Raw genomic sequence first — 26,000 nt, 5'->3', positions numbered from 1 at the left:
CCATCGTATTGCTTTTCCTCAGTGGCGCCCGCCGGGCGCGATCCTTTGCTAGTCGAAAAGTCCGCCGATGAACACGGGAACGAAGAAGGCGTGCAGCCCCGTGGGGCGGCACGCCTTCGCTTGGGTTCGTCGAGGTCAGAGGCGGAAGCGGATGCCGACGCGATAGACGCTTTCGAGGAAGCGCGTCTGCCAGCTATAGCTCTGCCCCGCGGCGTTGAAGGTGCGCGAATTGGTCGCCGCGGCGCCGAGCAGGTTGGTGGCGTTGAACGAGAGCGTGATGTTCTCGATCGGAGTCAGCGTTGCCGCGAAATCCATCGTGCCGCGGCCGTCCTCGAGCACTGGGAGCGTCGGCCCGAGCACGCCGGCGCCAAGGCCCGGATCGACGACCTGGCCATAGCCCGAGACGAAGTCCGAGCGGTAATTATACGAAAGCCGCGCCGAGAACCCCTTGTTCTCGTAGAACGCCGAGGCATTGAAGATGTGGTCGGAGATGCCGGCGATCCGCTGTCTACCCGGAAGCGTTGCTGCGAGGCTGGGCGCCAGCTCGGTTTCGTGATCGAGATAGGTGTAGTTCACCAGCGCGCCGAAATTGGAGAGCCAATCGGGGAGCCACGATGCGCGGAAGAAGGTTCGGGCGCCGGCTTCGATGCCCTGGACCATGCCCTTACCGCCATTCTCCGGCCGCGTGACGCGAAGCCGCGTGAATTCGGGATCGGTCACGTCGGTGACGAAGGTGTTGATGAAGCCGTTCAAGTCCTTGCGGAACGCGCCGACGGTGATCGAGCCGCTGCGGCTGAAATACCATTCGAGCGACGCATCGTAATTGGTCGATTCGATCGGCTTGAGGTCCGGATTGCCGCCCGAAGCCGGTCGGATGCAGTCCGGGCTGTTCGGCCCCGAATCCGGATTGGCCGGATCGACCGTGCAGATCGGCGGCAGCACGCCGATCGTCGTCGAGGGATTGAGCTGACCAAAGCCCGGCCGCGTCCGCGTCTTGGTATAGGCCAGCCGCATCTGCAGCTCGGGCAGGAAGCGGATCCGCGCGCTGACGTTGGGCAGGAAATCGGTATAGGCGTTTTCGCGCGAGATTGCCTGGCTCGCGCCGGCCCCGCTTGTTGCGCGGACGCCGTCGAGCGTGTTCTCGGTTCGCGTCGCGCGGATGCCGACCAGACCATCGATCGGCACGCCGATGTCGAACTCGTACCGAGCCTGGACATACCCCGTGTAGGTCTTCTCGTTGCCTGTGTAGACCGGGTTGCCCCAGGACGGGCGGCCAGCGGGCTGGTTCGCAATCGCGCGCAGCGCGTCGATATTCTCGACCAGGCTCTCGCGCGTCGGGGTCAGCCAAGTGACCAGCGAGGTGGCCTCGTCGTTGCGGAAGCCGCGCGCCGCATTTTCGTAGGAGAGCGGCAGCGAAGGGAAGAAGCGGATCAGGTTCGTCGGCTGCGGCGTATCGGTGCGATTATAGACATAGCTGTCCGCATCGCGCGTGCTGTATCGGATGCCGGCCTGCAGGTTGGTGATGCCCAGCGCACCCAGCTTGTAATCGACGTCGAGACGCGCCTGCACCCCGCGGCCATGGCCGCGATTGCCGGTCTCGACGATGTTGTTCCAGCGATAGAGCGCCGGGTTGAACAGGTTGTAGTTGTTGAGCAGCGTCACCGTGCCGCCGCCGACACCGTCGGGGGTGTCGAACTCGAAATGGCGGGCAGGCTGCGTCGGCAGCGTGTAGTTGAACGCATAATTGTGGTTGGTGAAAGTCGAATCGGTGAACGCTGCGTCACCGGTGATCCGCAGGTTGCCGTCCTTCCAGATGAAGCCGCCGCCGGCCTGATAGGTGTCGGTCCACTGATCGTTGACCTGCTGGGCGCCGGTGGGGGCACCGCCTGCGCTGGCGTCCATGCTGCGGATCAGGTTGGTGCCCTCGAACAACACGACGTTGCTGAGCACCGCGGCGTCGCCCGAATTGACCTGGAAGTTGCGGCCCTCGTTCTTGCCGCGATAGCCCTGGAACAGGCCATCGAGATAGATTTCCAGCGTGTGGCTCGGACGCCACTGGAACGCGGCGGCCGCATTCGGACGGAAGCGCGTGCCGGCGCCATAGTCGGTGTTGACGAACGAAGGGTAGCGCAGCGCCGTGCCGACATAGCCCGGCACATTGGTCCGGTTGAGGATCGTCTGGCTGACGTTGCGCGCGGAATCGGTGAACTTGGTGTCGGCGTACGAGCCCTCGATCAGGAAACCCATCTCGCCGATCCCGGTGTTCCAGCGCGTGCTGGCGAGCAGGTTCGCCTCCACGCCGAGCCGCTGCGACTGATACCAATGCAGCCCGACGACGCCGCCGGCGATGCGCGTGCCATTGAAATCGAGCGGGCGGCGCGAACGCACGTCGATCAAGCCGGCAAGGCCCGGCTCGAGCAAATTGGCGCTCGCCGCCTTGAACACGTCGATGCGCGCGATGCTGTTCGACGGGAAGTCCTGAAGCTGGACGTAGCGGCCTTCGGCAGTGAACACTTCGCGGCCATTATAGGTGGTGGTCAGGTCCGGTAGGCCACGCAGCGTGACGCCCTGCGCGATGCCGGCGTTGCGGGTCACCTGGACGCCGGTGATGCGCGCCAGCGATTCGGATGCGGTGACGTCGGGCAGCTTGCCGATATCCTCGGCAACGATCGAATCGACGATCTCGTCGGCATCCTGCTTGATCGCCTGCGCGGTCTCGAGGCTCTGGCGGATCGCGGTGACGACGATGTCATGTTCGCCACCAGCGTCTTCGACTCGCGCCGTTTCCGCCTCGGGCACGTCCTGCGCCGCGGAGCTCAGCGGTGTCAGGACCAGCGCGAATGCGGACGTCGAAACCAGCAGTGCACCCAAATCACGATTGGCCATTCCCAGACCCTCCCCCGTTATTGTTATGACAATTGACGAGCTTTAATTATCATATTAATCCGTGTTTGCAACAGGGCACGTTCTAGCCCTTCGACAAGATTTGCTTGGGGAGAGGGGCGTGAAGGCTGCGATCACTCGCCGCAGAGTTCTGCTGGCAGGCGCGGCCGCGCTGGTGGCGCAGCATGCCCGCGCAGCGCCCTTCGCGCCGCAGAACCCCAACATCCTGCTCATCTATGCCGACGATCTCGGATATGGCGATCTGAGCTGCTACGGTGCCACGCGGCTGCGTACCCCCCATCTCGACCGCCTCGCCGCGCGCGGCACCCGCTTCGAGAACGCGCATTCGCCCTCGGCGACCTGCACGCCTTCCCGCTATGCCTTGCTCACGGGCGATTATGCCTGGCGCGCCTCGGGCACCCAGATCCTGCCGGGTGACGCGCCCGCACTGATCCCTCCCGGCAAGTTCACGCTGCCCGCGATGCTCAAGCGCGCGGGCTATGCCACCGGTCTGGTGGGAAAATGGCATCTCGGGCTCGGCGACGGCACCGTCGACTGGAACGGCGAGATCGCGCCCGGGCCGCTCGACATCGGCTTCGATTATGGTTTCTTCATGCCCGCCACGCTCGATCGCGTGCCGACGGTGCTGATCGAAAATCGTCGCGTCGTGAACCTCGATCCCGCCGATCCGATCGCAGTGGACTACAAGACAAGGATCGGCGACGAGCCGACCGGCGCCGACAACCCCGACCAGCTCCACGTCGCCGGCGATGCCGAGCATTCGAACGCGATCGTCAATGGCATCGGGCGGATCGGTTTCATGACCGGGGGCAAGGCGGCGCGCTGGAAGGACGAGGATCTGAGCGACCTTCTGCTCGCCAAGGCGACGACCTATATCGAGCAGCACAAGGACGCCCCCTTCTTCCTCTATTTCGCGGTCAACGAGCCGCACGTGCCGCGCGCGCCGCATCCGCGCTTCGCCGGCAAGTCCGGGATGGGCGCGCGCGGCGACACGATCCTTCAGCTCGACTGGATGGTGGGCCAGCTGACGGCAACGCTCGACGCGCTGGGCATCGCCGACGATACGCTGATCGTCTTCAGCAGCGACAATGGCCCGATCCTGTTTGACGGCTATCAGGACCAGGCAGTCGAGCTGGCAGGCGACCACCAGCCGGCCGGGCCGTATCGCAGCGGCAAATATGCGATCTACGAAGGTGGCACCCGCGTGCCGATGATCACCTGCTGGCCCGGTCAGGTCCGCGCGGGGCAGGTCTCGCGCGCGCTGGTCGATCATGTCGATCTGGTCGCGTCCTTGGCCGCGCTGGTCGGCGAACCCTTACCGCGCGACGTGGCGGTCGACAGCCTCGACATGCTCGACGCGCTGCTCGGCAAGGCCGGGCGAGGGCGCGACCATGTGATCGAGGACACCAAGCTGATGGTCACCACCGGCACGACGGTGGCGAGCAGCGGCGAGCGCATCCTCGCGATCCGCGCCGGCGACTGGAAGCTTATCCGTGGCAGCGTCGCCCCGCACGAATTCCACGGCAACGCGATCGGCACGAGTCCACGCGACCAGCTCTACGATCTCGCGCGTGATCCCGGCGAAACCGTCGATCTGACTGCCAAGCTGTCCGATCGCGCGCGCATGCTCGCCGCCTGGCTCGACAGAATAGAAAAGGGCGGCCGCAGCCGTCCGTGACCAAGGGGAGTGAAGCGATGCGGAAGCTGTTGATTCTCTGCGCGGCGCTGCTCGCCAGTGCCGGCCCGGCGCTGGCGCAGGGCGCGATCGGCGCCAACTATAACGAGCATTTCGAGGACGTGGATTATCGCGATCTCGAAAAGGCCGATGCCAAGTGGGTCCGGATCTTCCTGCCGATGCCGCAGGTCGATCGCGCGGGTGCCGCGGAGCACGGCGCGGTCAAGACCATCCTCGAGGCCCGCGCGCGCGGTTACAAGACGATCCTGACGCTCAAATATCCGTACAACCGGGTCGCCTTCCCCAAGTTCGGCAGCGCCGAATATGACAAACAGATCGCGCGCACCGATGCAGTGCTGCCGCTGGTGATGGGCAAGGTCGACATGCTGGTGATCGGCAACGAGCCCTTCATCGAGAGCCGGAAGGAGGACTGGAACGACAATTTCAACGCGTTCTACGAAGGCCTCGCCCAGCGGGTGATCGCCTATCGTACGGCGCATTGCCCGGGCGCGTGCAAGACGCGGCTCTATATGGGCGCGCTCAACCATATGGAGCGCCCCGCCTGGCAGACCAAGGCGACCGAGCGCTGGCTCGCCTTCGTAAAGGCGACGCCCGATATCGATGGGGTCAACATCCACCCGCATATGCGCGCGATCGAGGAATCGAAGCCCTTCCTCGACTATATCCTGCCGCGGATGCGCCCCGAGCAGACCTTCATCGTCACCGAATTCTCGCTGGTCTGGTGGTGGCAGGCGAACATGGAAAAGCCGGTGCCCGCCGCCTTTGCCGACAAGTACGGCGCGCCGCGCACCGCGCAGAACTGGCAGATCATTAAGGCAGCGCTCGAGACCCCGTTCCCCAAGGCCCAATGGGATGATTTCCTGGCGCAGAGCCCGTGGTTTGAGAGCCGGAAGCATTATCTCGCCAACCAGATGAAGCGTTTCCGCGACACCGGCCGGCTCGCGGTGGCGACCTATGGCTTCAAGCAGGGCAGTTCGATGTCGGCAGAGTGGGGACCCAAGAAGGTGCCGTGGCTGCTCAACAGCGTGTTCGCCCCCGCGACGGTGCGCAAGAACGCGGACGGCAGCGCCGCGGCGAACTATGCGTGGATCGACGACTTCGAGGCATTGCAGAAGAAATGACCATGCACCGTTCGCTGCTGATCCCTGCGCTGGCCTCGCTGCTCGCGATGCCGGCCGCTGCCCAGGCCCCCGCCAAGGGCGTCGCCGATGATATCTTCGCCGATCATCCCTCGATGGACCGCAACGCCACGGTGATGCCGGGGCCGGACGCCAAGCCGGTCGCGTCGCTCTTCTCGGAGCGGCCGATCGGTGATGCCTCGGTCGCGCGCACCGCGGATGGCGGCTGGATCCTCACCGGCACGAGCCTGCGTAACGCGCCGCGCCACGGTGTCGAACTGTGGACGTCGAAGGACGGCAAGGCGTGGACGAACTGGGGGCCTGCCAAGATCGCGGGCAACGGCATCGCGCCGGGCGACATATCCGAGCGCTATCTCGCGCCCTCGGTTACCGTCGCCGGGGGCAAGCTCTACCTCGCCTTCTCCGACAAGACAGGCTGCGCGCGTATCGCGATCGGCACCACGCCCGGCGGTGCTTTCGCGGCCTCGCCGTGCCTGGTCGAGGACGTGCCAGACGCATCGCTGTTCGTCGACGGCGACGGGCCGGGCTATCTGCTCTGGGGCGGTGGCTACATCGCGAAGCTTGCCCTAGGGTTCCAGAAGCTCGCCGAGGCACCGCGCTTCCTCAAGCCCGACCAGGCGCAATTCGCCAAGCACCCGCCGGTCGGCAAGGACTGGCCCGTTCGCACGCGCGTCGGCCGCAGCGACGCAACGATGGTTCGCGACGGCGACAAATACGTCCTCGCCGCGAGCGAAGTCACCGGCCGGATGCGCACCGCGACCGAGGACCTGTTCGTCGCCGAGGGCCCGACGCCCTATGGCCCGTTCAGCATGCGCGCGCTCGCCGTGCCGCATGCCGGCCGCGCGTCGCTGGTCAAGCTCGGCGAGGGCAGGCTCGCCGCGGCGTACAACCCCAAATGCGACGACGGCTTCGCGCTGTTCTGCGAGCAGGTCGGGCTGGTCCCGCTCGAGCGCGCGCCCGATGGCCGGCTGCGCCAGGCCGCCTCGGTGATCACCGAGGACAGCGCGGTCGCCGCGCGGAAGGCGCTGATCACCAGCGAGACCATGCGCGATCCGTCGGTAACGCTCGGCGGCGACGGCTATTACTATCTCGTCGGCACGCTCGACGGCTACGGCTATCACCGGCCCGAGGGCGGGGTGAAGCTGTGGCGCTCGACCGACTTGAAGACCTGGTCTGACGCCGGCTTCGTCTGGCGCTGGGAAGGCATGGGCTATGATTTCGGCAAGAACATCGCCGAGCTCTGGGCGCCCGAGATCAAATGGGTCGAACGCGACAAGACCTATTATCTCGCATTCTCGGTGATGGAGCGCGGGGTCGGCGGCAAGACCTGGCTCTATCGTTCGACCAGTGGCAGGGCCGAGGGCCCCTATGCCAATGTCACCAAGAGCTATCTGGTCGACGGGATCGACGGCTTCCCGTTCGAAGATGACGACGGGCTCTATTTCCTGTGGGGGGGCGGCAACATCGCCAAGCTCAACGCCAAGGGCGACGGCTTCGACGGCCCGGTGCGCAAGCTGGTCGATGTAGACGGCGACCATGTCGGCTATGAAGGCAACGGCCTCATCAAGGTGAACGGCGTCTATTTCCTAACCGGCGCCGAATGGCACGGACCGCTGCGGACCCACGGCACCTACGACATGATGTACGGCACCTCGAAGACGCTGTTCGGCCCGTACAGCCAGCGCCGGATGGGCGCGCCGCACGGCGGGCATGGCACTGCCTTCGCCGACAAGCAGGGCCGCTATTGGTATACGATGTTCGGCAACGATCCGACCGCGCCGTGGCGGATGAAGTTCGGGCTGGTCCCGATCGACATCGGCGATCCCGCCTCGATCGGCGTGTCCCGGATCGGCGCGGCGCGCGATTGAGCGGATCGCGTGGTGGCGAGCGGGCGTCGACGGGCTGCGCCGAACCGGTGCTTAGTGCGGCAGCTTGGCGAGCAATTTCGCCGCCACCGCCTCGGCGATCTTGCGCTTCTCCGCCTTGCCGATCAGCGGGTAGCCGCTGTGATTAGCCGGATCGTGCATCAGCGGCGGCGTCACTTCGACGAAACCGTCGCCCTTGCGTACCGACAGCGTGTCGTTCGCTCCCCAGGCCGCTTCGTCGCCGAGCTTGGGGGCGGCGGACATGTCCTTCTTGAGCATCCCGGCGACATCGGCACCCGCGCCACCCTGGTCGGCGATGGCGCCGCCCATTCCGCCGAGCATCTCGGTGGTCCGGTGGACGACTTCCATCGCCTTGGCGCCGCCGCTCGCGCGCACGGTGACCTGGACGCCGTCATCGGGCGCGCTGCGATAGGTGCACGATACGCCGTCACGGCGGGTAGCGGTCACCCGGTCGGTAGTGATCGCGGTCATTTCTTCCCCGGTCATCAGGCTGCACGGATCCGGATCGGCGGCCGCCTCCACGGTCGTGCTCGGGACGTCGTCGGGCGTGGTGCCGCCCCCGCAGCCGGCCAGCGCCAGTCCCAGCCCCAATGCCGTGCAGATAGCCATCGCATGTCGCATCTTCGTCCTCCCCTAGCGGAAACCTCGCCACGCTAGACGGGCGCGGCGCGGCGAAGCGGACATGCCGATCCGCGCACATGCACGACTTTGCACTTGCCGTTGTGAAATATGGCTGGGATGTTGCTGGAATGCAGTCGTCCGAAGAGCTGATTCGTGTTCTCTACGACGAACTGCACCGCATCGCGCAGCGCGAGCATCGCCGCGCGGGCAGCCCCAACACGATCCAAGCGACTGCGCTGATCAGCGAGGCCTATCTCAAGATCCGCCAGCGCACCGATTGGGACAGCGACCGCCACTTCCTTGGCTGCGCGGCGACGGCGATGCGCCACATCATGATCGACGCGGCGCGCGCGCGGCTGGCGGGCAAGCGCGCCGCCGAAGTGCATGGCTATACCCGCGCGATCGAATCGCAGGCTGCGACCGCGGCGGACGACGCGGAACTCGCCGGGCTGGGCGATGCGATGCGCCGCCTCGCAGTCGCCGATCCGCGGCTCGCACAAGTGGTCGATTGCCGCTTCTTCGCCGGGCTCGACGAGCGCGAGACCGGCTTTGTGCTCGGCGTCACCGACCGCACCGTGCGCCGCCTCTGGGTGCAGGCACGCGCGATCCTCTACAGTGGGCTGGCGGTGGCGGATTAAGCGGATTTACCGCAGCGCCGCGATCCGCTGCTCGATCGCCGTGATCGCGGTCAGCCCGAAGCTTCCCGACGGGCCCATCGCCGCAAAGCTCGTGCGGGCGCGCGCCGCGGCAGCCTGCGCCTCTCCCTTCCGCCCTGCCTTGAGCGCCACTACCGCCTCGGTCAGCGCCGCCTGGCCGGTGAGTGGGTTGGGCGTCGGCATTGGCGCTAGTGCCTTCATCGCCTCGGCCAGCTTGACCTGCGCTGCCGGAACGTCGCCGCGCTCGGCGCTGGTCTGCGCCAGAGCCAGCTTGATGACGATCGTCGGCAACGCCATCGGCCCAAGGTATCGCGCCGCCAGCGTTTCCGATTCGACCAACGCAGTTTCCGCGCCGACGAAGTCGCGCTTGGCAATCCGCGCCTTGCCGAGCTGCATCAGGTCGCTCGCCAGCCCGGCGCTCTCGCCGAACAGCCGGCGGCGGCGCTCGATCACGCCGATGACGATTCGCTCGCCCTCGGCGGCATTGCCCTGGCGGATCTGCCAGGTCGCGCGGAGCTGATCGATGTTGAACGCCTGGATCATGTCGCGTGCGCCGGGATGGGCGAGCGTGCGATCGACCCGTTCGAGCAGCGCCGGTATCTCGTCGCCGCGGTTCGCTTCGATCAGGTAGACGAACATGTTGTTGTAGCGGGTGAGCATCGCGCTGTCGTTGGCCGCGAACGCCCGCTCGGCGGTGGGCAGATCGGCGGACAGCAGCGCCAATGCAGTATCGTAGTCGCCCTTGCGGCGCGCGATCGCCGCGCGCGACAGCTTCACTTGCTCGAGATCGGCGCCATAGCGTTCGGGATCGGTGCGGAACACCGCGTCGGCCTGATCGAGCAGCCTGGGCGCGATCTCGCTTTGGCCGACCGAGATCGCCGTATCGGCGAGCCCGGCACGCAGCCGCGCGGTCCATATCGCGCTGTCGCGGCCGATGCCGCGGTCGAGTGCGCCCTTGTAGAGCACGAAGGCACCCTTGGGATCCTGAATGTTGATGAACAGGTCCGCCATCGCGCCCACCGCCTCGCCCGATCGTTCCGAGCCGTCGAGCCGCGCGAGCATCCGCGCGGCGGACTGGTCGAGCGATTGCTTGACCGTCAGGTCGGCCGAGCTCGGGCTGGTGCCGAGCATCAGCGTCAGCGTCTGGACGATCGCGTCGGATCGTCGCGCCTCGGCTCGCGCGAGATCGCGTTCGACCGCGGTGCGTTGCGCCTGGATTGCGAACGCCACGGAGCCCAGCAGCAGCGCGACGATCACCGCCGCGACCGCGCCGATCGGCAGGCGGTTGCGCCGCACGAAGCGGCCCAGCGCATAGCGCCGCGAGCCGTGTCGCGCCTGGACCGGCCGCAGCGTACGCGCCCTATCGAGATCGTCAGCCAGCGCCTCGACCGTGGCGTAGCGCTGTGCCGGTTCCTTGCGCATCGCCTTGGCGACGATCGCATCGAGATCGCCCTTGAGCCGCGCGGGCGGGACCGGCGGATCGTCGAGCGACGCAGCGACCTTGCTCGGCTGGGGCGGTTCCTCGGTCACCACGCGGCGGACGATCGTCGGGAGCGATCCGCCCGATTGCCACGGCCGGCGCCCCGTCAGCAGCTCGAACAGCAAGGCGCCGAGCGCATGGACGTCGGTCGCGGTGGTCACCGGTCCGGTATCGAATTGTTCGGGCGCGGCATAATCGGGGGTGATCAAAGCCTGGGTCTGCGCCAGCGCATCGCCGCCATCGGCGAGCAGCTTGGCGACGCCGAAATCGAGCAAATGCGCGCGGCCGTTCGCGTCGATCATCACGTTGGAGGGCTTGAGATCGCGATGGACGATCAGATTGGCGTGCGCGTGCGAAACCGCCTCGCAGATTTGCGCGAAGATCCGCAGCCGAGTGTCGAGCGGCGGGTTGTGATGTTCGCACCAGCGATCGAGCGGCTCGCCGTCGATATATTCCATCGCCATCCAGGGCCGGCCCTCGGGCGTGATCCCGCCATCGATAAGCCGCGCGATGTTGGGATGATCGACCTGCGCGAGCAGCCGCCGCTCGCGCGCGAACATCTCGGCGCTGAGCATCGAATCGACGCGCAGCAGCTTGATCGCGACCCGCTGGGTAAAGCCGGCATCCTGCCGCTCGGCGAGATAGACCTCGCCCATCCCGCCCATGCCGATCGGCGCGACGATCTCGAACCGGCCCACGTGCGTGCCGGGGGCGAACGAACAGCCCGGGACTGCGGCGGCGGTTTCGATCTCGGGCGCAGGCCCGTCGAGCACCCCCCGCCGCGCCGCGCCTTCGAGCAGCGCGCGCACCTGCGCGGCGATCGCGGGCGACACATTGGTCAACCGCTTCTCGCGCCGGCCGGGATCGAGCGGCTCGATCTCCTCGAACAGCCGCACGGCCATCATCAAACTGCTTTCCACGACTCCACCCCCCGGTTCAGCCCTGCCCCAGCATATCGGCACCTGCGCAGGCGTGAAGCCGATTTCGCCTCAACGCGTTTTCTTTGCGGATCGGGCAGTTGCGCGGCCGCGTTCGGAACCCTTTCCCGAACCCTCTGTTGCCGGGCGGGGAAGCGCGGCATAGTGCCGGTGCGGGAGCTGCGGTGACGACGAGCCTGGATCAGACGCCGGACCAGGCGATCGAAGACTCAGCGGATCGCCGGCGACGGCGTCCCTGGGGACGGCTGTTCCTCACGCTCGCATTGCTGCTGCTCGTCGCGCTGGCGGCGGCGTGGCTTCAGCGCCGCACGATCGCACGCGAGTTCGTCGATCGCGAACTGAGCCGCCGCGGGGTGCGCGCGCAATATACCATCGAGCAGCTCTCGCCTTGGCGCCAGCGCTTGACCGGGGTGGTGATCGGCGATCCGCGTGCGCCCGATCTGACCGCTGATTGGGTCGAGCTCGGCACCACCCTGTCGCCTTGGGGCGCAAGGGTGCTCGCGTTGCGGGCGGGGCAAGTGCGGCTCAACGGGCGCGTGGTCGGCGGACGGTTGGCGCTCGGCGATATCGACAAACTGATGCCGCCGCCCTCGGGCAAGCCCTTCGCGCTGCCGCATATCGAGATCGATGTCGCCGATGCGCGGCTGGCGCTCGACAGCCCGGCAGGACGCGCCGAGCTCGCCTTCGCGGGCAAGGGCCTGCTCGACGATGGCTTTGCGGGCACCGCGCGGGTAACCGCGCCGCGGCTCGACGTTTCCGGCTGCTCGGCGGCGGGGATCTCGGGCGCGTTCGACCTGCGCATCCGCGACGCGCGCCCGAGCATCGCCGGGCCGCTTGCGGCGTCGCGGCTCGACTGCGCCGGAGTGCGCGCCGAAACGCCGCGGATCGGGGTGCAGGCCGATCTCGGCGCCGCGCTGGATAGCTGGAAGGGCGCGGCGGACCTCGCGCTGCCCCGGCTCGAAATGGCTATGCGCCGCGTTTCGGATGTGCAGGGCCGCATCACTTTCGACGGCACTACTGCGGCGACGCGCGGCGCGATCACCCTGCGCTCGGGTCGGTTTGCGGCGGTCGAGGCGTCCGGCGCAGGCCTCGACCTCGCCGGCGGCTATCGCCAGCAGGGGGGCAGCGTCGAATATCGCGGCAAGGTGACCGTGCGCGGAGCGGCCCTTCCCGAGGCGCAGCGCGTCGCGATCCGCAACCAGGCGCAGGCCGCGCGGGGCACGCCGCTCGCGCCGATCGCAGCACGGCTGGCGCAGTCGGTCGCAGCGGCGGCCGCCGGTTTCGACGCGAATGCCGACGTGACGGTTGCGGCGTCGTCTAGTGGCTTCCGCTATGCGCTGCCTCGCCTGCAGGTCGATGCCGCGAGCGGTGCGCGGCTCAGCTTCGATCGCGGCGGCGGCGTGAGCGGCGACGGCGCCTCGGCGGCGCCGCGGATCGACGGGACCCTGGCGCTGCGCGGCGGTGGCGTGCCCGAGGCAGTGCTGCGGCTGTCGCAGAGGCAGGGCGAGGCGCGGCTGCGCGGCACCGGCTTCGTCCAGCCTTATGCCGCGAACGGCGCAAGCCTGGCGCTGGCGAACATCGCCTTCAGCTTCGGCCAGGGCCGCGGCGAGCTGCGCACCGCCGCGACGCTGTCGGGCCCGCTCGGTGCCGGGCGTGTCAAGCGGCTCGCGCTGCCGCTCGATGCGCGCTGGCGGGGCGACAGCGTGACGGTAAACCCCGGCTGCGCGACCGTCCGGTTCGATCGCGTCGCCGTCGCCGGGGCAGTGCTCGCGCCGGGCAGCCTCAACGCCTGCCCGATCGGTAGGGCGATGGTCGGCATATCCTCGCGCGGCGTGGCTGGCGGCATTCGCTTGACCCGCCCCCAACTCGCCGGGCGCGTCGGATCGAGCCCGCTGACGGTGCGGGCCGACGATGCCCGCCTCCTGCTCGGCGCCTCACGGTTCAGCCTGGGCGGCGTGCAGGTACGGCTCGGTGCCGAGACCGTCACTCGGCTCGACATCGCCTCGCTCGGCGGGCGCTTCGGCAGCGAGATCGCCGGCGACTTCGCGGGGCTCGGTGGCCAGATCGGCGCGGTGCCGCTGGTGATCTCAGGCGCAGCAGGCAGCTGGAAGACCACCGCCGAAGGCCTTGCGCTCGCCGGCGCGCTGACCGTTTCCGATGCCGCTCCCGAACCGCGTTTCTATCCGCTCGCCAGCGATGACGCCCGCCTCGCGCTTTCCGGCAACGCGATCAGCGCTACCGCCGGCCTCAAGGCCCCCACCGCGGGCGTGGCCGTGGCGCGCATCGACATCCGCCACGATTTGTCGACCGGCCGCGGCACTGCGGCGATCGATGTTCCCGGTATCGCCTTTGCTGAGAACGGCTTCCAGCCGAGCGTGCTCACGCCGCTTACCTTCGGCGTCATCGCCGACGTGTCGGGCAGCGTCGACGGCAAGGGTCGGATCGACTGGTCCCCCGGGGGCGTCACTAGCACTGGCCACTTCGGCACCAAATCGGTCGATCTCGCCGCGGCGTTCGGCCCGGTGCGCGGGCTCGCCACCAGGCTCGACTTCACCGACCTGCTCGGCATGCGCACCGCGCCGGGTCAGGTCGCCGTCGTTGCCGAGATTAATCCCGGCGTGCCGGTGCGCGACGGCACGGTCCGCTTCCAACTTCTCGAACCCACCCGCGTCGCGGTCGAGGGCGGCCGCTGGCCCTTTGCCGGGGGCGAGCTGGTGCTCGAGCCGACGGTGCTCGATTTCAGCGAGCGACAGGCGCGACGCATGACCTTCCAGGTCACCGGCGTGGACGCCGCGCTGTTCCTCAAGGAAATGGAGTTCGACAATCTCGATGCCACCGGCACCTTCGACGGCACGCTGCCGATGATCTTCGACGCGCAGGGCGGGCGGATCGAAGGCGGCGTGCTGCGCGCCCGCGCCGGCGGCTCGCTGGCCTATGTCGGCGAGCTTTCGCAGCGCGATCTCGGCGTGTGGGGCAACATGGCATTCCAGGCCTTGAAGGCGCTCGAGTATAAGAGCCTGACGATCGACATGAACGGGCCGCTGGCGGGCGACATGGTCACCGAGATCCGCTTCGCCGGCGTGAGCCAGGGCAAGGGCACCAAGTCCAATTTCCTGCTGCGCCGGCTGGCGAAATTGCCCTTCGTGTTCAACGTCCGGATCGCGGCGCCGTTCAAGCAACTGCTCGATTCGGTCCAGTCCTGGTACGATCCCAACCGGCTGATCGAGCGCAACCTGCCGGCCTTGCTGCAGGAACAGGAAGCCCAGGGGGCTGCCGCACCGGTTCAGCCCCCCGAAAGCCAGAAGCTGCGATGAAAGGAGCCGCAATGAGGTTGAATCGAAACTTGGGGCTTTGGCCCATGCTGCCGGCGATGCTGGCCGGCGGCTGCGTCAACGTCACCGCGCCCGACAAGCCGATCGTCATCAACCTCAACATATCGATCACGCAGGAAGTGGTGTATCGTCTCGACAACAAGGCGAAGACACTGATCCAGGAAAACCCGGGAATATTCTGATGCGCTCCAAGACCCTTTTCGTTGCCGCGGCGCTGGCCGCCCTCGTCACCACGCCCGCGCTCGCCCAGCGCGACCCAGCCTATTCGGCGGCGCGCGCTGCCGGCCAGGTCGGCGAGCAGCCCGATGGCTATCTCGGCGTGGTCGGTGCCGGCACGCCCGCGCTCCAGGCGCTGGTCAACAACATCAACATCCAGCGCAAGAAGCAATATACCGCGCAGGCTGCGAGCGGCTCGACCGTCGAGCAGATGGCGTTCGTCACCGGCTGCAACCTGGTCCTGCGCACCCAGCCAGGCGAGAAATACCAGGCGCCCGACGGCCGCTGGCTGACCCGCGGCGCCGACGCCCCGGTGCGCGACCCGCGCTGCTTGTGAGATCGTCATCCCGGCGAAAGCCGGGATGACGGAGTGTCAGTGCGCCGCCCCCATCGCCACTGCGCGTGTCGGCCGCGGGGTCAGCCAGATGATCATCGCGGCGAAGAAGAACACCACCGCCGAGATCAGGAAGATATGCGTGGTCGCCACCGCCATCGCTTCCTTGTCGACCAGTTGTGCGATCACCCCGCGGATCTGATCGAGCGAGAAGCCCTGCGCGCTCAGCGCGTCGCTGGTCGCCTGGGTGTTCATGCTCGACACGATCTCGCTGCGCGCCACCCGGCTGCTATTGTCCCACAGGGTCGCCGAGATCGACGTGCCGATCGCCCCGGCCATCGTGCGCAGGAAGCTCATCACCCCTGCCGCGGCGGCAGTCTCATCGGGCTCGACCGCACCGAGCGCCAGCGTGGTCAGCGGGATGAAGAAGAAAGGCATGCCGAAGCCCTGGAGCAATTGCGGGAAAGCGAGCGTCCAGAAATCGGCGCCGCTGTTCCAGTGCACGCGCAGCAGCGAGGTCATGCCGAGCCACAGGATGCCGAAGCACACCAGCGCGCGGGGATCGAATTTGGTCGATAGCTTGGCGACGATCGGCGACATGATCACCGCCGCCACCCCGGTGAACGCCGTCGCATAGCCGGCATAGGTCGCGGTGTAGCCCATGCTGGTCTGCAGCCATTGCGGGATGATCACTGCCGAGGCGAAGAAGGTCGCAAACGCAAACGAGAGGCTCGCCACCGCCACGCTGAACCCGCGATGCCGGAACACCCGCAGATCGACGATCGGCTGGTCCTCGGTCAGCTCCCAGGCGAGGAAGACGAGCAGCCCCACCGCGGCGATCACCGCCAGCGCGATGATCGTCGGGTCGGCGAACCAGTCATGCTCGCGGCCCAGATCGAGCATGATCTGGAGCGCGCCGATCCACAGCAGCATCAGCGCGAGGCCGATCCCGTCGATCCGCATCTTCTCGGTCCTGGTCTCCGAAGAGCCAAGCAGGCGGAATGCGCCGAACGCGCACAAGGCGGCGACGGGAATGTTGATGAAGAAGATCCAGTGCCACGACCACGAATCGCTGATCGTGCCGCCCAGGATCGGGCCGAGGATCGGCGCCGTGACCGTGGTCATTGCCCATACGCCCATCGCCTGGGCACGCTGCTCGGGCTTGAAGATGCGCATCAGCAGGGTCTGGCTGAGCGGCATCAGTGGTCCGCCGCACAGGCCCTGGCCGATCCGGCATGCGACGAGCATGCCGAGCGAGGTCGATAGACCGCACAACACCGAGAAGATGCCGAACCCGATCATCCCGAAGGTGAAGGTGCGCACCGTTCCGAACCGCCCGGCGAGCCAGCCGGTCAGCGGGACGCACACCGCCTCGGCGACGGCATAGGAGGTGATGATCCACGTCCCCTGGCTGCCCGAGATGCCCAGGCTGCCGGCGATGTGCGGCACCGAGACGTTGGCGATCGTGGTGTCGAGCACCACCATGAAGTTGGTGAGCGCGAGCACTGCGCCCGCCAGGATCAGCCGGAACCCGGTGAGGGGCGCCGCCTCTTCTTTGGCGTTCATGACGAACGGTCCTTACTTGGCGGAGACGTCGATCTCGGCGTCCATGGAGAGACCGACCCGCAAGGGGTGCGCTTTCAACTCACGCGGATCGAGCGCGACGCGGACGGGGAGGCGCTGGACCACCTTGATCCAGTTACCGGTGGCGTTCTGCGCCGGGATCAGTGCGAACGCGCCGCCCGTGCCGCCCGAAAGCCCGACGACCTTGCCGTGATATTCGACGCCGCCGCCATACAGGTCCGACGTCAGCGTCACCGGCTGGCCGATCTGGACGCGATCGAGCTGGCCTTCCTTGAAATTGGCATCGACATAGAGCGCATCGACCGGGACGATCAGCATCAGCGCGGTCCCCGGCGCGACGCGCTGGCCGACCTGGACGTTGCGCCGGGTGATCACGCCGTCGATCGGCGCCCGGATCAGCGTGCGGTCGAGCTCGAGCTTCGCCTGCGCGACCTTGGCCTGCGCCGCGAGCACTTCAGGGGCGTTGGCGGCGGTGGTGCCGCTGATCAGCGCGTTGTTCGCCGCCAGCTCGCCGCTTGCCGCACCCTTGGTCGAGCTCGCCTGCGCCACCCCCGCGCGCGCGAGTTCGAGCGCGGCCCTGGCCGACGCGAAGGCGGTACCTGCCGAGGAAAGTTCCTCGCCCGACACCGCGCCATTGGGGGCGAGGCGCTGGCGCCGGGCGAGATCGACGCGTGCCTTTTCGTAATCCGCCTGGGCGGAGACGAGCTGGGCACGGGCACGCGCGATATCTGCGTTGCGGGCATCGACCTGCGCGGCGAGCGCCGCGCTGGTCGCCGAAGTCTGGCCGTACTGGCGGCGCGCCTTGGCAAGGTCGGCCTCGGCCTGGGCGAGCGCGATCCGCGCGTCGCTGTCGTCCAATTGGACGAGTACATCGCCCTTCTTGACCGCTTGCGTGTCCGAGACCGCGACGCGCAGCACCTGCGCGGCAATCATCGGGGTGACGCTCGCGGTGTCCGCGCCGACATAGGCATTGTCGGTGCCAACATAGTGGCTGCCGACCAGCGCGTACCAGCCGCCATAGCCGGCACCGGCCAGCAGCACTGCGCCGGCGATCCCGGTGAGCAGCTTTTTGCGCAGCGTGGGCTTCTTGGCGGTGGCTTCCTCAGTGTGGAAGTCGCGGCCTACGGGATCGGCATCAGCCATTATGAGCGTCCTTGCGTGCGGCACCGGCCGCCTGAGTGTTGGAAAAGCCTCCGCCGAGCGCGCGGACCAATTGGACGTCGAGCGTGAACGCCCGCGCCTCGAGATCGACGACGATCTGGCGGTTCTGCAGCACCCTCTCCTCGGCGGTCAGAACATCCAGGAAGGTCGACAGGCCGCCTTGGTAGCGTTGCCTGGCGATTCCATAGGCGGCTTCCGAATCGGCCAGCGCCTGGCGGCTTTCCGAAAGCCGGGTTCCCAGCGCGCGCTGGCTGGTCACCGCATCGGCGACTTCGCGGAACGCCGTGGCGACGGTGCCGTCATAATTGGCGACCGCCTCGTCATAGCCGGCGCGCGCGCCCTTATACTGGCCGGCGAGCGCGCCGCCGCGGAAGATCGGCAGGCTGATCGCCGGGCCGGCCTGGCCGAAGGTCGATCCGCTGTCGAACAGGTTCGAAAGCCCGAGCGACTGGAAGCCGATCAGCGCGCTGAGGTTGATCGAGGGGTAGAAGTCGGCGCGCGCCACCTTGATCCGGCTCGCGGCGGCTTCGACGCGGGCGCGGGCGGCGGCGATGTCGGGGCGGCGGCCGATCAGGTCGGTGGTCACCCCGGCGGGAAGCGATCGCGCTTCGGTCGGGTTGGCGGGAAGGGTTATCCTCAGCCCGCGGTCCGGCCCCTTGCCGAGCAGGGCGGCGATGCGGTTGCGGGTCAGCCCGATCGCCTCGTCGGTCGCGGCGAGGTTGGCGCGGGCAAGTGGCACCGCAGCATCGGCCTGCTTCGATTCGGCGCGGGTATCGAGCCCGGCATCGACGCGGTCGGCGACGAGCTTCTGCGTCTGGGTACGCAGGCTGAGCGCATTCTCCTGCACCCGGCGCTCCGCTGCAAGACGCGCGAGATCGGCATAGGCGCCCGCAATATTGGTCGAGAGGACGAGCCGCGACTGTTCGAGCTCGATCCGCGCGGCCTCGGCGTCCGAGGTTGCGGCGGCAAGCGCGGCGCGGTTCTTGCCCCAGAGGTCGAGGTCGAAGCTCAGGCTCGCGGCGACGCGGCCGCTGTCGTTCCAGCCTTGCGGCACGAACGCGGCGGGGATGCCGTTGTTATAGCTCTGCTTGGCCTCGGTCGCGCTCGCTTCGATCCCGACCGAGGGGAGGCGGGCGGCGCCGGCCTGCTGGGCATAGCCCTGCGCCGCGCGCAGCCGTGCGGCGGCGGCGGCAAGGTCGGGCGAATCGGTCAGGCCTTCCTCGATCAGCGCGGTGAGCTGGGCATCGCCATACTCGGCCCACCAATTGGCGGCGGGCCAGTTCGCGGCCGTGGTCGCGGAAGCGAGCGTCTGGCTGGCGGCATAGCTATCGCCGGCGCGGATTTCGGGGCGCGCACCGAGTTGCGGCACGGGCGCGCAGGCGGCGAGAAAGGCGGGAAGGGCGATGCTTGCGACGAGCAGCGACCGAGTGAAGGAGCGAGTCATGATTTAAATACCGTACTGGAGGGTACGGCAGCGCAGATGGTCCCGCCATGCCGGCTTGTCAATAGAAAATCGTACCCTATAGTACGGTTATGGAAACTCTAACGGAAAAGGCTCCGGGCAAGCGCGAGGCGCGCAAGGAAGAGCGCCGCCTGGCGATTCTCGAAGTCGCCAAGCGCTCCTTCCTCGACAACGGCTATTCGGCGACGTCGATGTCGGCGATCTCGGCCGAACTGGGTGGGTCGAAGGGTACGCTGTGGAGTTACTTCCCGTCGAAGGAAGAGCTGTTCGCCGCGGTGCTTGATCACGCCACCGCCGATTATCGCCGGCAGATGGCGAGCGTGCTCCAGCCGACCGACGATCCCTACACGACGCTGCTCACTTTCTGCCGCAGCTTCCTCACCAAGATCACGTCACCGGATGGCCTCCGGCTGCACCGGCTGATCGCCGCCGAATCGGGGCGCTTTCCCGAGATCGCCGAGATCTTTTTCCGCCGCGCGCCGCAGCCGACCCAGCAGCTGCTCGCCGATTTCTTCGCCGCCGAGATGGCGTCGGGGCATATGCGCAAGGATGAGCCGCTCGCCGCGGCGCGCGCGCTCGCCGGGCTGTGCCTGGGGGGGCTTCACCAGCGCGTATTGTGGGGCAAGGAAGCGGCGACGCCCGAGCGGATCGACGCCGAGGCGCGCTATGCCGCCGACATCTTCGCGCGCGCCTTCGAGATCAACCGCGGTGGCGCGGCTGCTGCGGACCGAAATTGAGCCGTCGCGTCACGTTATAGTCGAGCACCGCCATCACGAAGTAGGCGGCGAACTGCTTGACCCGTGTCCACAGCCCCGTGCGGGCCTTGTAGATCGCCGGGGTCACCAACTCCGAATCGGCGATCTCGTGCTCGACAAAGCTGCGGACATGCGCCGCGAACGCACGATCCTCGATCCGCAACATCAGCTCAAGGTTGAGATACAGGCTGCGGATGTCGAAATTGGCCGATCCGATATGGACGACATCGTCGATGACGAAGAGCTTCATGTGAAGCTTGGTCGGCTGATACTCGTAGATCTGCACTTGCTTCCGCAGCAGCCCCGCATAGGTGAAATGCGCCGCCCATAAGGATGCGGTGTGGTCGACCTTCGAGGGCAGCACCAGCCGCACCCGCCCGCGCTTTCCCGCTTTGTCTAGCCGCCGCAGCATCGCCGGGTTGGGCGCGAAATAGGACGTGATCAGGTCGATCGATTGGGCAAGCTGCATCTCGCGCTTGACGACGCGGGCCCAGGGCGAGAGCTGGCGCATCGGCCCGCCGAGCAGCCAGCGCGTCTTGCCCTCGGGCTCGCTCCATTCGCGCAGCAGCCGCGCCAGCGCGCGCAGCGAGGCACGCGGCCGTTTCGCCCAGCGCGACAGCGCGTCGAAATAGCCGACCAGCCGTGCCGCCGCCGGCCCCTCGACGAGCAATCCCAGGTCGCGCCACGCATCCTGCTCGGGCGTTCCGAAATAGCTGTCCTCGATGTTGAACCCGCCGATGATCACCCGCTCCTCATCAGCGAGCGCAAGCTTCTGGTGGTTGCGCAGCAGATAGCGGCGCCCCCAGCGCGGTACGAAGCGGCACACATCGACGCCAGCCTCGCGCAGCGGGTCGAAAAAGCGATGCGCGGCGGCATGCTCGCTGCCCAGGCCATCGACGATCAGGTAGACCTTCACGCCGCGCCGTGCCGCGTCGATCAGCGCCGCGCGCACCGCGGCACCCGCGGCGTCGTCGACATAGATATAATACAGCACACGCAGCGAACGCTTCGCCCCGCGTATGAGTCCGAGCAGCGCGTCCATCCGCTCAGGGCCATCGGGCAGCATCGTCAGCCGGCTGCCGTCGACGGTGAAGGGCTGCGACCAGCGATCCATGCCGGGGTCATGGGCCGCCCCGGCGCCTGCGGCAAGGGCGGTGGTCTCCAATGCTCGCATGCGTCGCGCGATCCTGACAAGCCGTTCGTCCCTTGAACTCGCGGGTTGCGCGCAGGTTGCCTGGCACGGCGCGGGCGGCGTTTTTCTTGACAATCCTTGGGGTGCTGCCTATCTGCCGCCCCTCTCCCGAATTCCCATTTTCAAGGAAGCGTAGATGGCGCGCGTCACAGTCGAGGATTGCGTCGACAAGATCCCGAACCGGTTCGACCTGGTCCTGTTCGCAGCGCAGCGCGCACGGCAGATCTCGGGCGGTGCCGAGCTGATGCTCGACCGCGACCGTGACAAGAATCCGGTCGTCGCGCTGCGCGAGATCGCCGAGGAGATGGTTCGCCCGAATCACCTCGAAGAAGCGGTGGTCTCGAGCCTGCAGCGCGTCCAGATCGACGACGAGGAAGCCCCGGACGAGGTCGGCTCGCTGGCCCAGTCGGCCGAGGCGCTGCGCCTCACCGCGGCGGCCCCGCCCCGCAACCAGAATCTGGGCGCCGACTACGAAGGCTGAGCCTTCGCAGCGACCCGAGCGTAAGGCGGCCCCGGAGCGATCCGGGGCCGTTTTTCATTCGGGGGTAGGTTCGCGCCGGCCCTTGAACCCTTGCGCCACCACGAACCACTCGACCGAGCCCTTGCGGCTGGACGGCGGCTTGGCGTGCTTCACCGTCGCGAAGTTGCGCTTCATCTCGGCGACGAGCGCCGAATCGGCACCGCCGGCGAACACCTTCGAAACGAACGTCCCGCCAGGCTGTATCACCTGGACCGCGAAATCGAGCGCCGCCTCGACCAGGCCCATCGTGCGCAGCGCATCGGTCTGCGGGTGGCCGACGGTATTGGCCGCCATGTCGGAGACGATTAGGTCGGGCGCGCCGCCCAGCGCCTCGATCAGCCGGTCGGGCGCGGCATCGTCCATGAAGTCCATCTGCAGGATCGTCGCGCCGTCGATCGGATCGACCGGCAGCAGATCGATCCCGACCACCACGGCCTTGGGCAGCCGCTTGCGCACCACCTGCGTCCAGCCGCCCGGGGCCAGCCCCAGGTCGATGACGCGCTTCGAACCCTTGAGAAAATCGAACTTCTCGTCGAGCTCGATCAGCTTGTATGCGGCGCGGCTGCGATAGCCCTCGGCCTTGGCGCGCTTGACATAGGGGTCGTTGAGCTGGCGTTCGAGCCAGCGCGTCGATTGCGCGGTGCGGCTGCGCGCCGTCTTGACGCGGGTATGCCCGCGTGCGCCGCCTCGGCTCACAATCTTTCTCCATTCATCAATCGTCTGAGGATGCCCTCGCGAATGCCGCGATCGGCGATGCCGAGCCGTTCGGCCGGCCAAAGGTCCAGGATCGTCTCGAGGATCGCGCAGCCCGCGACGACCAGGTCGGCGCGCTCGGCGCCGATGCATGGCACCTGCGAGCGCTCGGCCATGCTCATGGTCGAGATTCGCTGGCTGACGTCGCGCATCGCCGCCGACGGGACGATCAGCCCGTCGACCACCGAGCGGTCATAGGTCGGCAGCCCGAGATGCACGCTGGCGAGCGTGGTGACGGTGCCCGAAGTGCCGAGCAGCCGCGGCGTGCCCTTGGGGGTGCGCAGCCGCGATACGAACGGTGCGAAGCTCTCCGATACGCGTGCGCGCATATCGGCATAGACCGCCGCGCCCTGCGCCGATCCGTCGGCGAGCCCCGCCGCCTCGGTGAGCGAGACGACGCCCCAGGGCGCGCTGTGCCAGTCGAGGATGCGCGGCACTGCGGCACGCGAATCGACCAGGACGAGCTCGGTCGATCCTCCGCCGATGTCGAACACCAACGCAGGTCCGTCGCCGGGCTCGAGCAGTGCGTGGCAGCCGAGCACGGCGAGCCGCGCCTCTTCCTCGGCAGTGATGATGTCGAGCGCGATGCCGGTCTCGTGATAGACGCGCTCGATGAACGCGGCGCCGTTCGAGGCTTGGCGGCACGCCTCGGTCGCAACCGAGCGGGCGAGCGCGACGTTACGGCGCTTGAGCTTGTCGGCGCAGATGCGCAGCGCCGCGATCGTCCGCTCGATCGCGGCATCCGAAAGCTGGCCCGTCGTCGCGAGACCCTCGCCCAGCCGGACGATCCGCGAAAAGGCGTCGATGACGGTGAAGCTGCTGCCCTGCGGCCGCGCGATCAGCAGCCGGCAATTGTTGGTGCCGAGGTCTAGCGCGGCGAAATGGCGCGATTCGGGCCAGCGGGCACGCATCGCCCGCTCGGGCGGCGCCTTGGGGATCGGTTGGGCGGAACCACTGTTCCGGCCACGGGGCACTCTGGCTGGGCCATCCCCCATCGCTTGTACTCGCTTATGTTCTGTTCCGTCTCGGCCACCTGCAGCCGTCCGGTGCTTGGGCGCGAGGCTAGCGCAGGCGGAGGGGCGGGGCAAGGCGCGGGCGAAAAGCCGCGTTGACAGCACTGGAATGTCGTCCTATCTCGCCGCCCCTGTTGCCCCGTCGTCTAAAGGTAAGACTACGGACTCTGACTCCGTCAATTGAGGTTCGAATCCTCACGGGGCATCCAGGTTTCCTTCGATTTCGAAGATCGGTCGCCGCGTGCGATCGCGCCGTCGATCGCGCGAATGCGAGCTCTCATCCATCGCAGCACGCAAAGCGACCGGCGACGAATCGCATGATTCGCCGCCGGTCGCTCGGGGGTATTCGAGAGGGGTGCCGGAGGGACGGGGTACGGAACGCCCCTCCGGCGTCAGACGTCGTTTAGAACGACGCCCAATCGTCGCCGCCGGCGCTGGCCATCGCCGCGACGGGCAATGCCTTGACCGGCGAGACATAGCCGTTCGACTTGGCCGGCGCTGCGGCGGTCCGGGCCGGGGCGCTGGTGCGCGCGACCGGACGGGCGTTGCCGCCGACATCGAACTTCGACGCCTGCTCGCTGAGAGCGACGACTTCGCTCGACAGGTTGCGCGCGGCAGCCGAGGTCTGCTCGACCATCGCGGCGTTCTGCTGGGTCGACTGGTCCATCGTGCCGATCGCGACGCTGATCTCGGTGATCGCGGTCGACTGCGCCTGGTTGTCGCTCGCCATCTGACCGAGCAGCGTATGGACCTCGCCCACGTCGCCCGAGATGTCGGCAAGCGCGACATCGACCTTCTGGACCATCTCCACCGCCGAGACGATGTCGGTCTGCGTCGCGGTGAGCTGGTCGCGAGCCCGTGCGGCTTCTTCTTCCGAGCGCATCGCGAGCGCCGAGACGAGGTCGGCGACGACGGCGAAGCCGCGGCCCGCTTCACCCGCCCGCCCGGCTTCGACCGCCGCGTTCATCGCAAGAACGCGCGTCTGGAACGCGATCTTGTCGAGACCTTCGATCACGCTGTCGATGCCCTTGGCGCCGTCGGCGACCCGGCTCATCGCCTGGACTGCCTCGTCGGCGATCTTGCGACCGCCCGAGACCGTGGCGATGGCGCCATCGGCGCGCTCGACGGTGCGGCCGGCCGAGGCGGCAGTGGCCTTGAGGCGGCCGTCCATCTGGGTGACGGCTGCCGAGGTCTCTTCGAGGCTCGCGGCATTGGCTTCGGTGCGGCGCGCCAGATCCTCGGAGGCCTGGGCGATTTCGCCCGAGCCGGTGCGGATCGCGATCGTGCTTTCCATCACCGTGCCGATCAGCGTGCGCAGTTCGGCGACGGCGGCATTGAAGTTGGTCTTGACCGATTCATAGGCTGGCGAGAATGCCTCGTCGATCGAGATGGTCAGGTCGCCCTGCGCCAGCTTGCTGAGGTTCGACTCGAGCGTCGTGACCACGCGCTGCTGCTCGGCATCCGAGATTTTCTTGGCTGCGTCGGCCTTTTCCTTCTCGACCGCTGCTTCGCGGAACACCAGCACGGTCTTGGCCATGCTGCCCACTTCGTCGCGGCGCTCGGTGCCCTCGACCTCGACGCGGTTGTTGCCCGCGGCGAGCTTGGCCATCGTCTCCTGCAGGTTCTTGATCGGGCCGGTGATGCCGATCCGCGAGACGACCAGCGCCGTGGCGATCGCCCCGATCAGGCCGAGGACGCTGACCGCAAGCAGCGTCCACGCCGTCGCGGCAGACTGTTCGGAAAGCGTCTTGGCGAGTGCCGAGGCTTTATCGGTACGCCCCTTGTTGAGCTTCTGAAGCTTGGTGGCGAGTGCATCGATCTCACCATCGACCTTTTCCAGGATCACCCGTGCCGCATCGTTATCATTCACAAAGCCCTTTTTCGCGGCGTCGGCGGTCTGGGCATGGATGCTCGCAACGGCGACGCGAAGTTCGGCGGTCTCTTCGGCAGCGCTGCTATCGAGCGCGTTCACTTCGTCGAGCAGCGTCTCGGCCGACTTGAACGCCGTCTCCACGCCCTCCATCGAGGTGCGGCCGACCGACGAACCGCCCGGATATACCAGGACGCGATAGCCGTTGAGCCCCATCTCGACGGCCAGGCGATTGAGGCGGGCATAGCGCGTGGTCACCGGCAGCTTGCTGTCGACGACCTCCGAATAGCTCGCCGACGTGTTGCGCAGCGCGACCGAACTGGCGATGGCGATGCCGAGCGTGACCAGCCCGAGCAGCCCTAGCAGCCCGAGGAATTTGCTGGAGATGGAGATCCGACCGAGAATCCGTTGCATTGTTTCGACCCTATGTTTCCGAAGAAAGCCCGGCTCTTCCCTGAAAGGTCGGGGCTTTCCGGATTCATAGGCCA

The 26,000-nt window shown here is 67.6% G+C and carries 19 protein-coding genes and 1 tRNA gene; 10 read left to right on the top strand and 10 right to left on the bottom strand.

The window, feature by feature from the left end; translation table 11 throughout:
• Positions 1 to 135: 135 nt before the first annotated feature.
• Entirely contained in the window at positions 136 to 2,886 is a 2,751-nt protein-coding gene (locus tag RZN05_RS15645) for a TonB-dependent receptor (protein ID WP_317227497.1), read from the bottom strand.
• A gap of 118 nt (positions 2,887 to 3,004) precedes the next feature.
• Between RZN05_RS15645 and RZN05_RS15640 the strand changes: the two genes are divergently transcribed.
• Genes RZN05_RS15640 through RZN05_RS15630 form a run of 3 tightly spaced genes read left to right on the top strand, consistent with a single transcriptional unit; the run spans position 3,005 to position 7,607 of the window.
• Positions 3,005 to 4,582 carry a sulfatase family protein gene (locus tag RZN05_RS15640; protein WP_317227496.1) on the top strand — a complete coding sequence of 526 codons (1,578 nt, stop codon included), beginning with the start codon at positions 3,005 to 3,007 and terminating at the stop codon, positions 4,580 to 4,582.
• Between the two features lie 17 nt (positions 4,583 to 4,599).
• Positions 4,600 to 5,721, top strand: a complete 1,122-nt coding sequence (locus RZN05_RS15635; RefSeq protein WP_317227495.1) for a hypothetical protein — start codon at positions 4,600 to 4,602, stop codon at positions 5,719 to 5,721.
• Between the two features lie 2 nt (positions 5,722 to 5,723).
• Entirely contained in the window at positions 5,724 to 7,607 is a 1,884-nt protein-coding gene (locus RZN05_RS15630; protein WP_317227494.1) for a family 43 glycosylhydrolase, read from the top strand.
• Positions 7,608 to 7,658: 51 nt separating this feature from the next.
• Here RZN05_RS15630 and RZN05_RS15625 read toward each other — a convergent pair whose 3' ends face one another.
• Positions 7,659 to 8,234, bottom strand: coding sequence for a hypothetical protein (locus tag RZN05_RS15625; RefSeq protein ID WP_317227493.1), 576 nt, complete (start codon positions 8,232 to 8,234; stop codon positions 7,659 to 7,661).
• A gap of 140 nt (positions 8,235 to 8,374) precedes the next feature.
• Between RZN05_RS15625 and RZN05_RS15620 the strand changes: the two genes are divergently transcribed.
• Complete coding sequence (locus RZN05_RS15620; RefSeq protein ID WP_317227492.1) at positions 8,375 to 8,884, top strand: ECF-type sigma factor; 510 nt, start codon at positions 8,375 to 8,377, stop codon at positions 8,882 to 8,884.
• A 6-nt stretch (positions 8,885 to 8,890) separates the two neighbouring features.
• On the opposite strand, the gene RZN05_RS15615 is transcribed toward RZN05_RS15620, so the two are convergent.
• Positions 8,891 to 11,302, bottom strand: coding sequence for a serine/threonine protein kinase (locus RZN05_RS15615; protein ID WP_317227491.1), 2,412 nt, complete (start codon positions 11,300 to 11,302; stop codon positions 8,891 to 8,893).
• 182 nt (positions 11,303 to 11,484) lie between these two features.
• On the opposite strand from RZN05_RS15615, the gene RZN05_RS15610 reads away from it, so the two are divergent.
• From RZN05_RS15610 to RZN05_RS15600, 3 genes are read left to right on the top strand one after another with little or no spacing between them, the layout of a single operon-like run.
• Positions 11,485 to 14,634, top strand: coding sequence for a YdbH domain-containing protein (locus tag RZN05_RS15610; protein ID WP_317227490.1), 3,150 nt, complete (start codon positions 11,485 to 11,487; stop codon positions 14,632 to 14,634).
• Between the two features lie 11 nt (positions 14,635 to 14,645).
• Entirely contained in the window at positions 14,646 to 14,834 is a 189-nt protein-coding gene (locus RZN05_RS15605; RefSeq protein ID WP_317227489.1) for a YnbE family lipoprotein, read from the top strand.
• The gene (locus RZN05_RS15600; protein WP_317227488.1) at positions 14,834 to 15,205 is read left to right on the top strand and encodes a YdbL family protein; all 372 of its coding nucleotides are present in this window, start codon (positions 14,834 to 14,836) and stop codon (positions 15,203 to 15,205) included. The genes RZN05_RS15605 and RZN05_RS15600 overlap by 1 nt, the downstream gene beginning before the upstream one ends.
• Before the next feature lie 36 nt (positions 15,206 to 15,241).
• On the opposite strand, the gene RZN05_RS15595 is transcribed toward RZN05_RS15600, so the two are convergent.
• From RZN05_RS15595 to RZN05_RS15585, 3 genes are read right to left on the bottom strand one after another with little or no spacing between them, the layout of a single operon-like run.
• Complete coding sequence (locus tag RZN05_RS15595; RefSeq protein ID WP_317227487.1) at positions 15,242 to 16,768, bottom strand: DHA2 family efflux MFS transporter permease subunit; 1,527 nt, start codon at positions 16,766 to 16,768, stop codon at positions 15,242 to 15,244.
• 12 nt (positions 16,769 to 16,780) lie between these two features.
• A complete protein-coding gene (locus RZN05_RS15590) occupies positions 16,781 to 17,929 on the bottom strand; it encodes an HlyD family secretion protein (protein WP_317227486.1) in 1,149 nt (382 codons plus the stop codon).
• Complete coding sequence (locus RZN05_RS15585; protein WP_317227485.1) at positions 17,922 to 19,391, bottom strand: efflux transporter outer membrane subunit; 1,470 nt, start codon at positions 19,389 to 19,391, stop codon at positions 17,922 to 17,924. The genes RZN05_RS15590 and RZN05_RS15585 overlap by 8 nt, the downstream gene beginning before the upstream one ends.
• 89 nt (positions 19,392 to 19,480) lie before the next feature.
• On the opposite strand from RZN05_RS15585, the gene RZN05_RS15580 reads away from it, so the two are divergent.
• Positions 19,481 to 20,146: a TetR/AcrR family transcriptional regulator gene (locus RZN05_RS15580; protein WP_317227484.1), complete on the top strand. Its 666-nt coding sequence runs from the start codon at positions 19,481 to 19,483 to the stop codon at positions 20,144 to 20,146.
• Here the strand turns inward: RZN05_RS15580 and RZN05_RS15575 are convergent.
• Positions 20,109 to 21,278 (bottom strand): phospholipase D-like domain-containing protein, encoded by a 1,170-nt coding sequence (locus RZN05_RS15575; RefSeq protein ID WP_317227483.1) that lies wholly within the window; start codon positions 21,276 to 21,278, stop codon positions 20,109 to 20,111. The two genes, RZN05_RS15580 and RZN05_RS15575, sit on opposite strands and share 38 nt — an antisense overlap.
• Positions 21,279 to 21,492: 214 nt before the next feature.
• Here RZN05_RS15575 and rpoZ point away from each other — a divergent pair, with 214 nt between their 5' ends.
• Positions 21,493 to 21,837, top strand: a complete 345-nt coding sequence (gene rpoZ, locus RZN05_RS15570; protein WP_317227482.1) for a DNA-directed RNA polymerase subunit omega — start codon at positions 21,493 to 21,495, stop codon at positions 21,835 to 21,837.
• 54 nt (positions 21,838 to 21,891) lie between these two features.
• On the opposite strand, the gene RZN05_RS15565 is transcribed toward rpoZ, so the two are convergent.
• Both RZN05_RS15565 and RZN05_RS15560 read right to left on the bottom strand, forming a co-directional pair.
• Positions 21,892 to 22,572, bottom strand: coding sequence for an RlmE family RNA methyltransferase (locus RZN05_RS15565; protein WP_317227481.1), 681 nt, complete (start codon positions 22,570 to 22,572; stop codon positions 21,892 to 21,894).
• A complete protein-coding gene (locus RZN05_RS15560; RefSeq protein WP_317227480.1) occupies positions 22,569 to 23,540 on the bottom strand; it encodes a Ppx/GppA phosphatase family protein in 972 nt (323 codons plus the stop codon). Before RZN05_RS15560 ends, RZN05_RS15565 begins: the two co-directional genes overlap by 4 nt.
• A gap of 237 nt (positions 23,541 to 23,777) precedes the next feature.
• Here RZN05_RS15560 and RZN05_RS15555 point away from each other — a divergent pair.
• A tRNA-Gln gene (locus RZN05_RS15555) sits at positions 23,778 to 23,851 on the top strand.
• Between the two features lie 194 nt (positions 23,852 to 24,045).
• Here the strand turns inward: RZN05_RS15555 and RZN05_RS15550 are convergent.
• Positions 24,046 to 25,926 (bottom strand): methyl-accepting chemotaxis protein, encoded by a 1,881-nt coding sequence (locus tag RZN05_RS15550; protein WP_317227479.1) that lies wholly within the window; start codon positions 25,924 to 25,926, stop codon positions 24,046 to 24,048.
• Between the last annotated feature and the right edge of the window lie 74 nt (positions 25,927 to 26,000).

The sequence above is a fragment of the Sphingomonas sp. HF-S4 genome, from assembly GCF_032911445.1.
GTDB lineage: Bacteria > Pseudomonadota > Alphaproteobacteria > Sphingomonadales > Sphingomonadaceae > Sphingomonas > Sphingomonas agrestis.
Note: the sequence above shows the minus strand (reverse complement) of the source record. Positions and strands in the feature narration are given on the sequence as shown.

Coding starts and splice junctions, on each gene's coding strand:
- RZN05_RS15645 (WP_317227497.1), bottom strand. CDS start 2,886: ATGGCCAATCGTGATTTGGGTGCACTGCTGGTTTCGACGTCCGCATTC.
- RZN05_RS15635 (WP_317227495.1), top strand. CDS start 4,600: ATGCGGAAGCTGTTGATTCTCTGCGCGGCGCTGCTCGCCAGTGCCGGC.
- RZN05_RS15630 (WP_317227494.1), top strand. CDS start 5,724: ATGCACCGTTCGCTGCTGATCCCTGCGCTGGCCTCGCTGCTCGCGATG.
- RZN05_RS15625 (WP_317227493.1), bottom strand. CDS start 8,234: ATGGCTATCTGCACGGCATTGGGGCTGGGACTGGCGCTGGCCGGCTGC.
- RZN05_RS15620 (WP_317227492.1), top strand. CDS start 8,375: ATGCAGTCGTCCGAAGAGCTGATTCGTGTTCTCTACGACGAACTGCAC.
- RZN05_RS15605 (WP_317227489.1), top strand. CDS start 14,646: ATGAGGTTGAATCGAAACTTGGGGCTTTGGCCCATGCTGCCGGCGATG.
- RZN05_RS15600 (WP_317227488.1), top strand. CDS start 14,834: ATGCGCTCCAAGACCCTTTTCGTTGCCGCGGCGCTGGCCGCCCTCGTC.
- RZN05_RS15595 (WP_317227487.1), bottom strand. CDS start 16,768: ATGAACGCCAAAGAAGAGGCGGCGCCCCTCACCGGGTTCCGGCTGATC.
- RZN05_RS15590 (WP_317227486.1), bottom strand. CDS start 17,929: ATGGCTGATGCCGATCCCGTAGGCCGCGACTTCCACACTGAGGAAGCC.
- RZN05_RS15585 (WP_317227485.1), bottom strand. CDS start 19,391: ATGACTCGCTCCTTCACTCGGTCGCTGCTCGTCGCAAGCATCGCCCTT.
- RZN05_RS15580 (WP_317227484.1), top strand. CDS start 19,481: ATGGAAACTCTAACGGAAAAGGCTCCGGGCAAGCGCGAGGCGCGCAAG.
- RZN05_RS15575 (WP_317227483.1), bottom strand. CDS start 21,278: ATGGATCGCTGGTCGCAGCCCTTCACCGTCGACGGCAGCCGGCTGACG.
- rpoZ (WP_317227482.1), top strand. CDS start 21,493: ATGGCGCGCGTCACAGTCGAGGATTGCGTCGACAAGATCCCGAACCGG.
- RZN05_RS15560 (WP_317227480.1), bottom strand. CDS start 23,540: ATGCGTGCCCGCTGGCCCGAATCGCGCCATTTCGCCGCGCTAGACCTC.
- RZN05_RS15550 (WP_317227479.1), bottom strand. CDS start 25,926: ATGCAACGGATTCTCGGTCGGATCTCCATCTCCAGCAAATTCCTCGGG.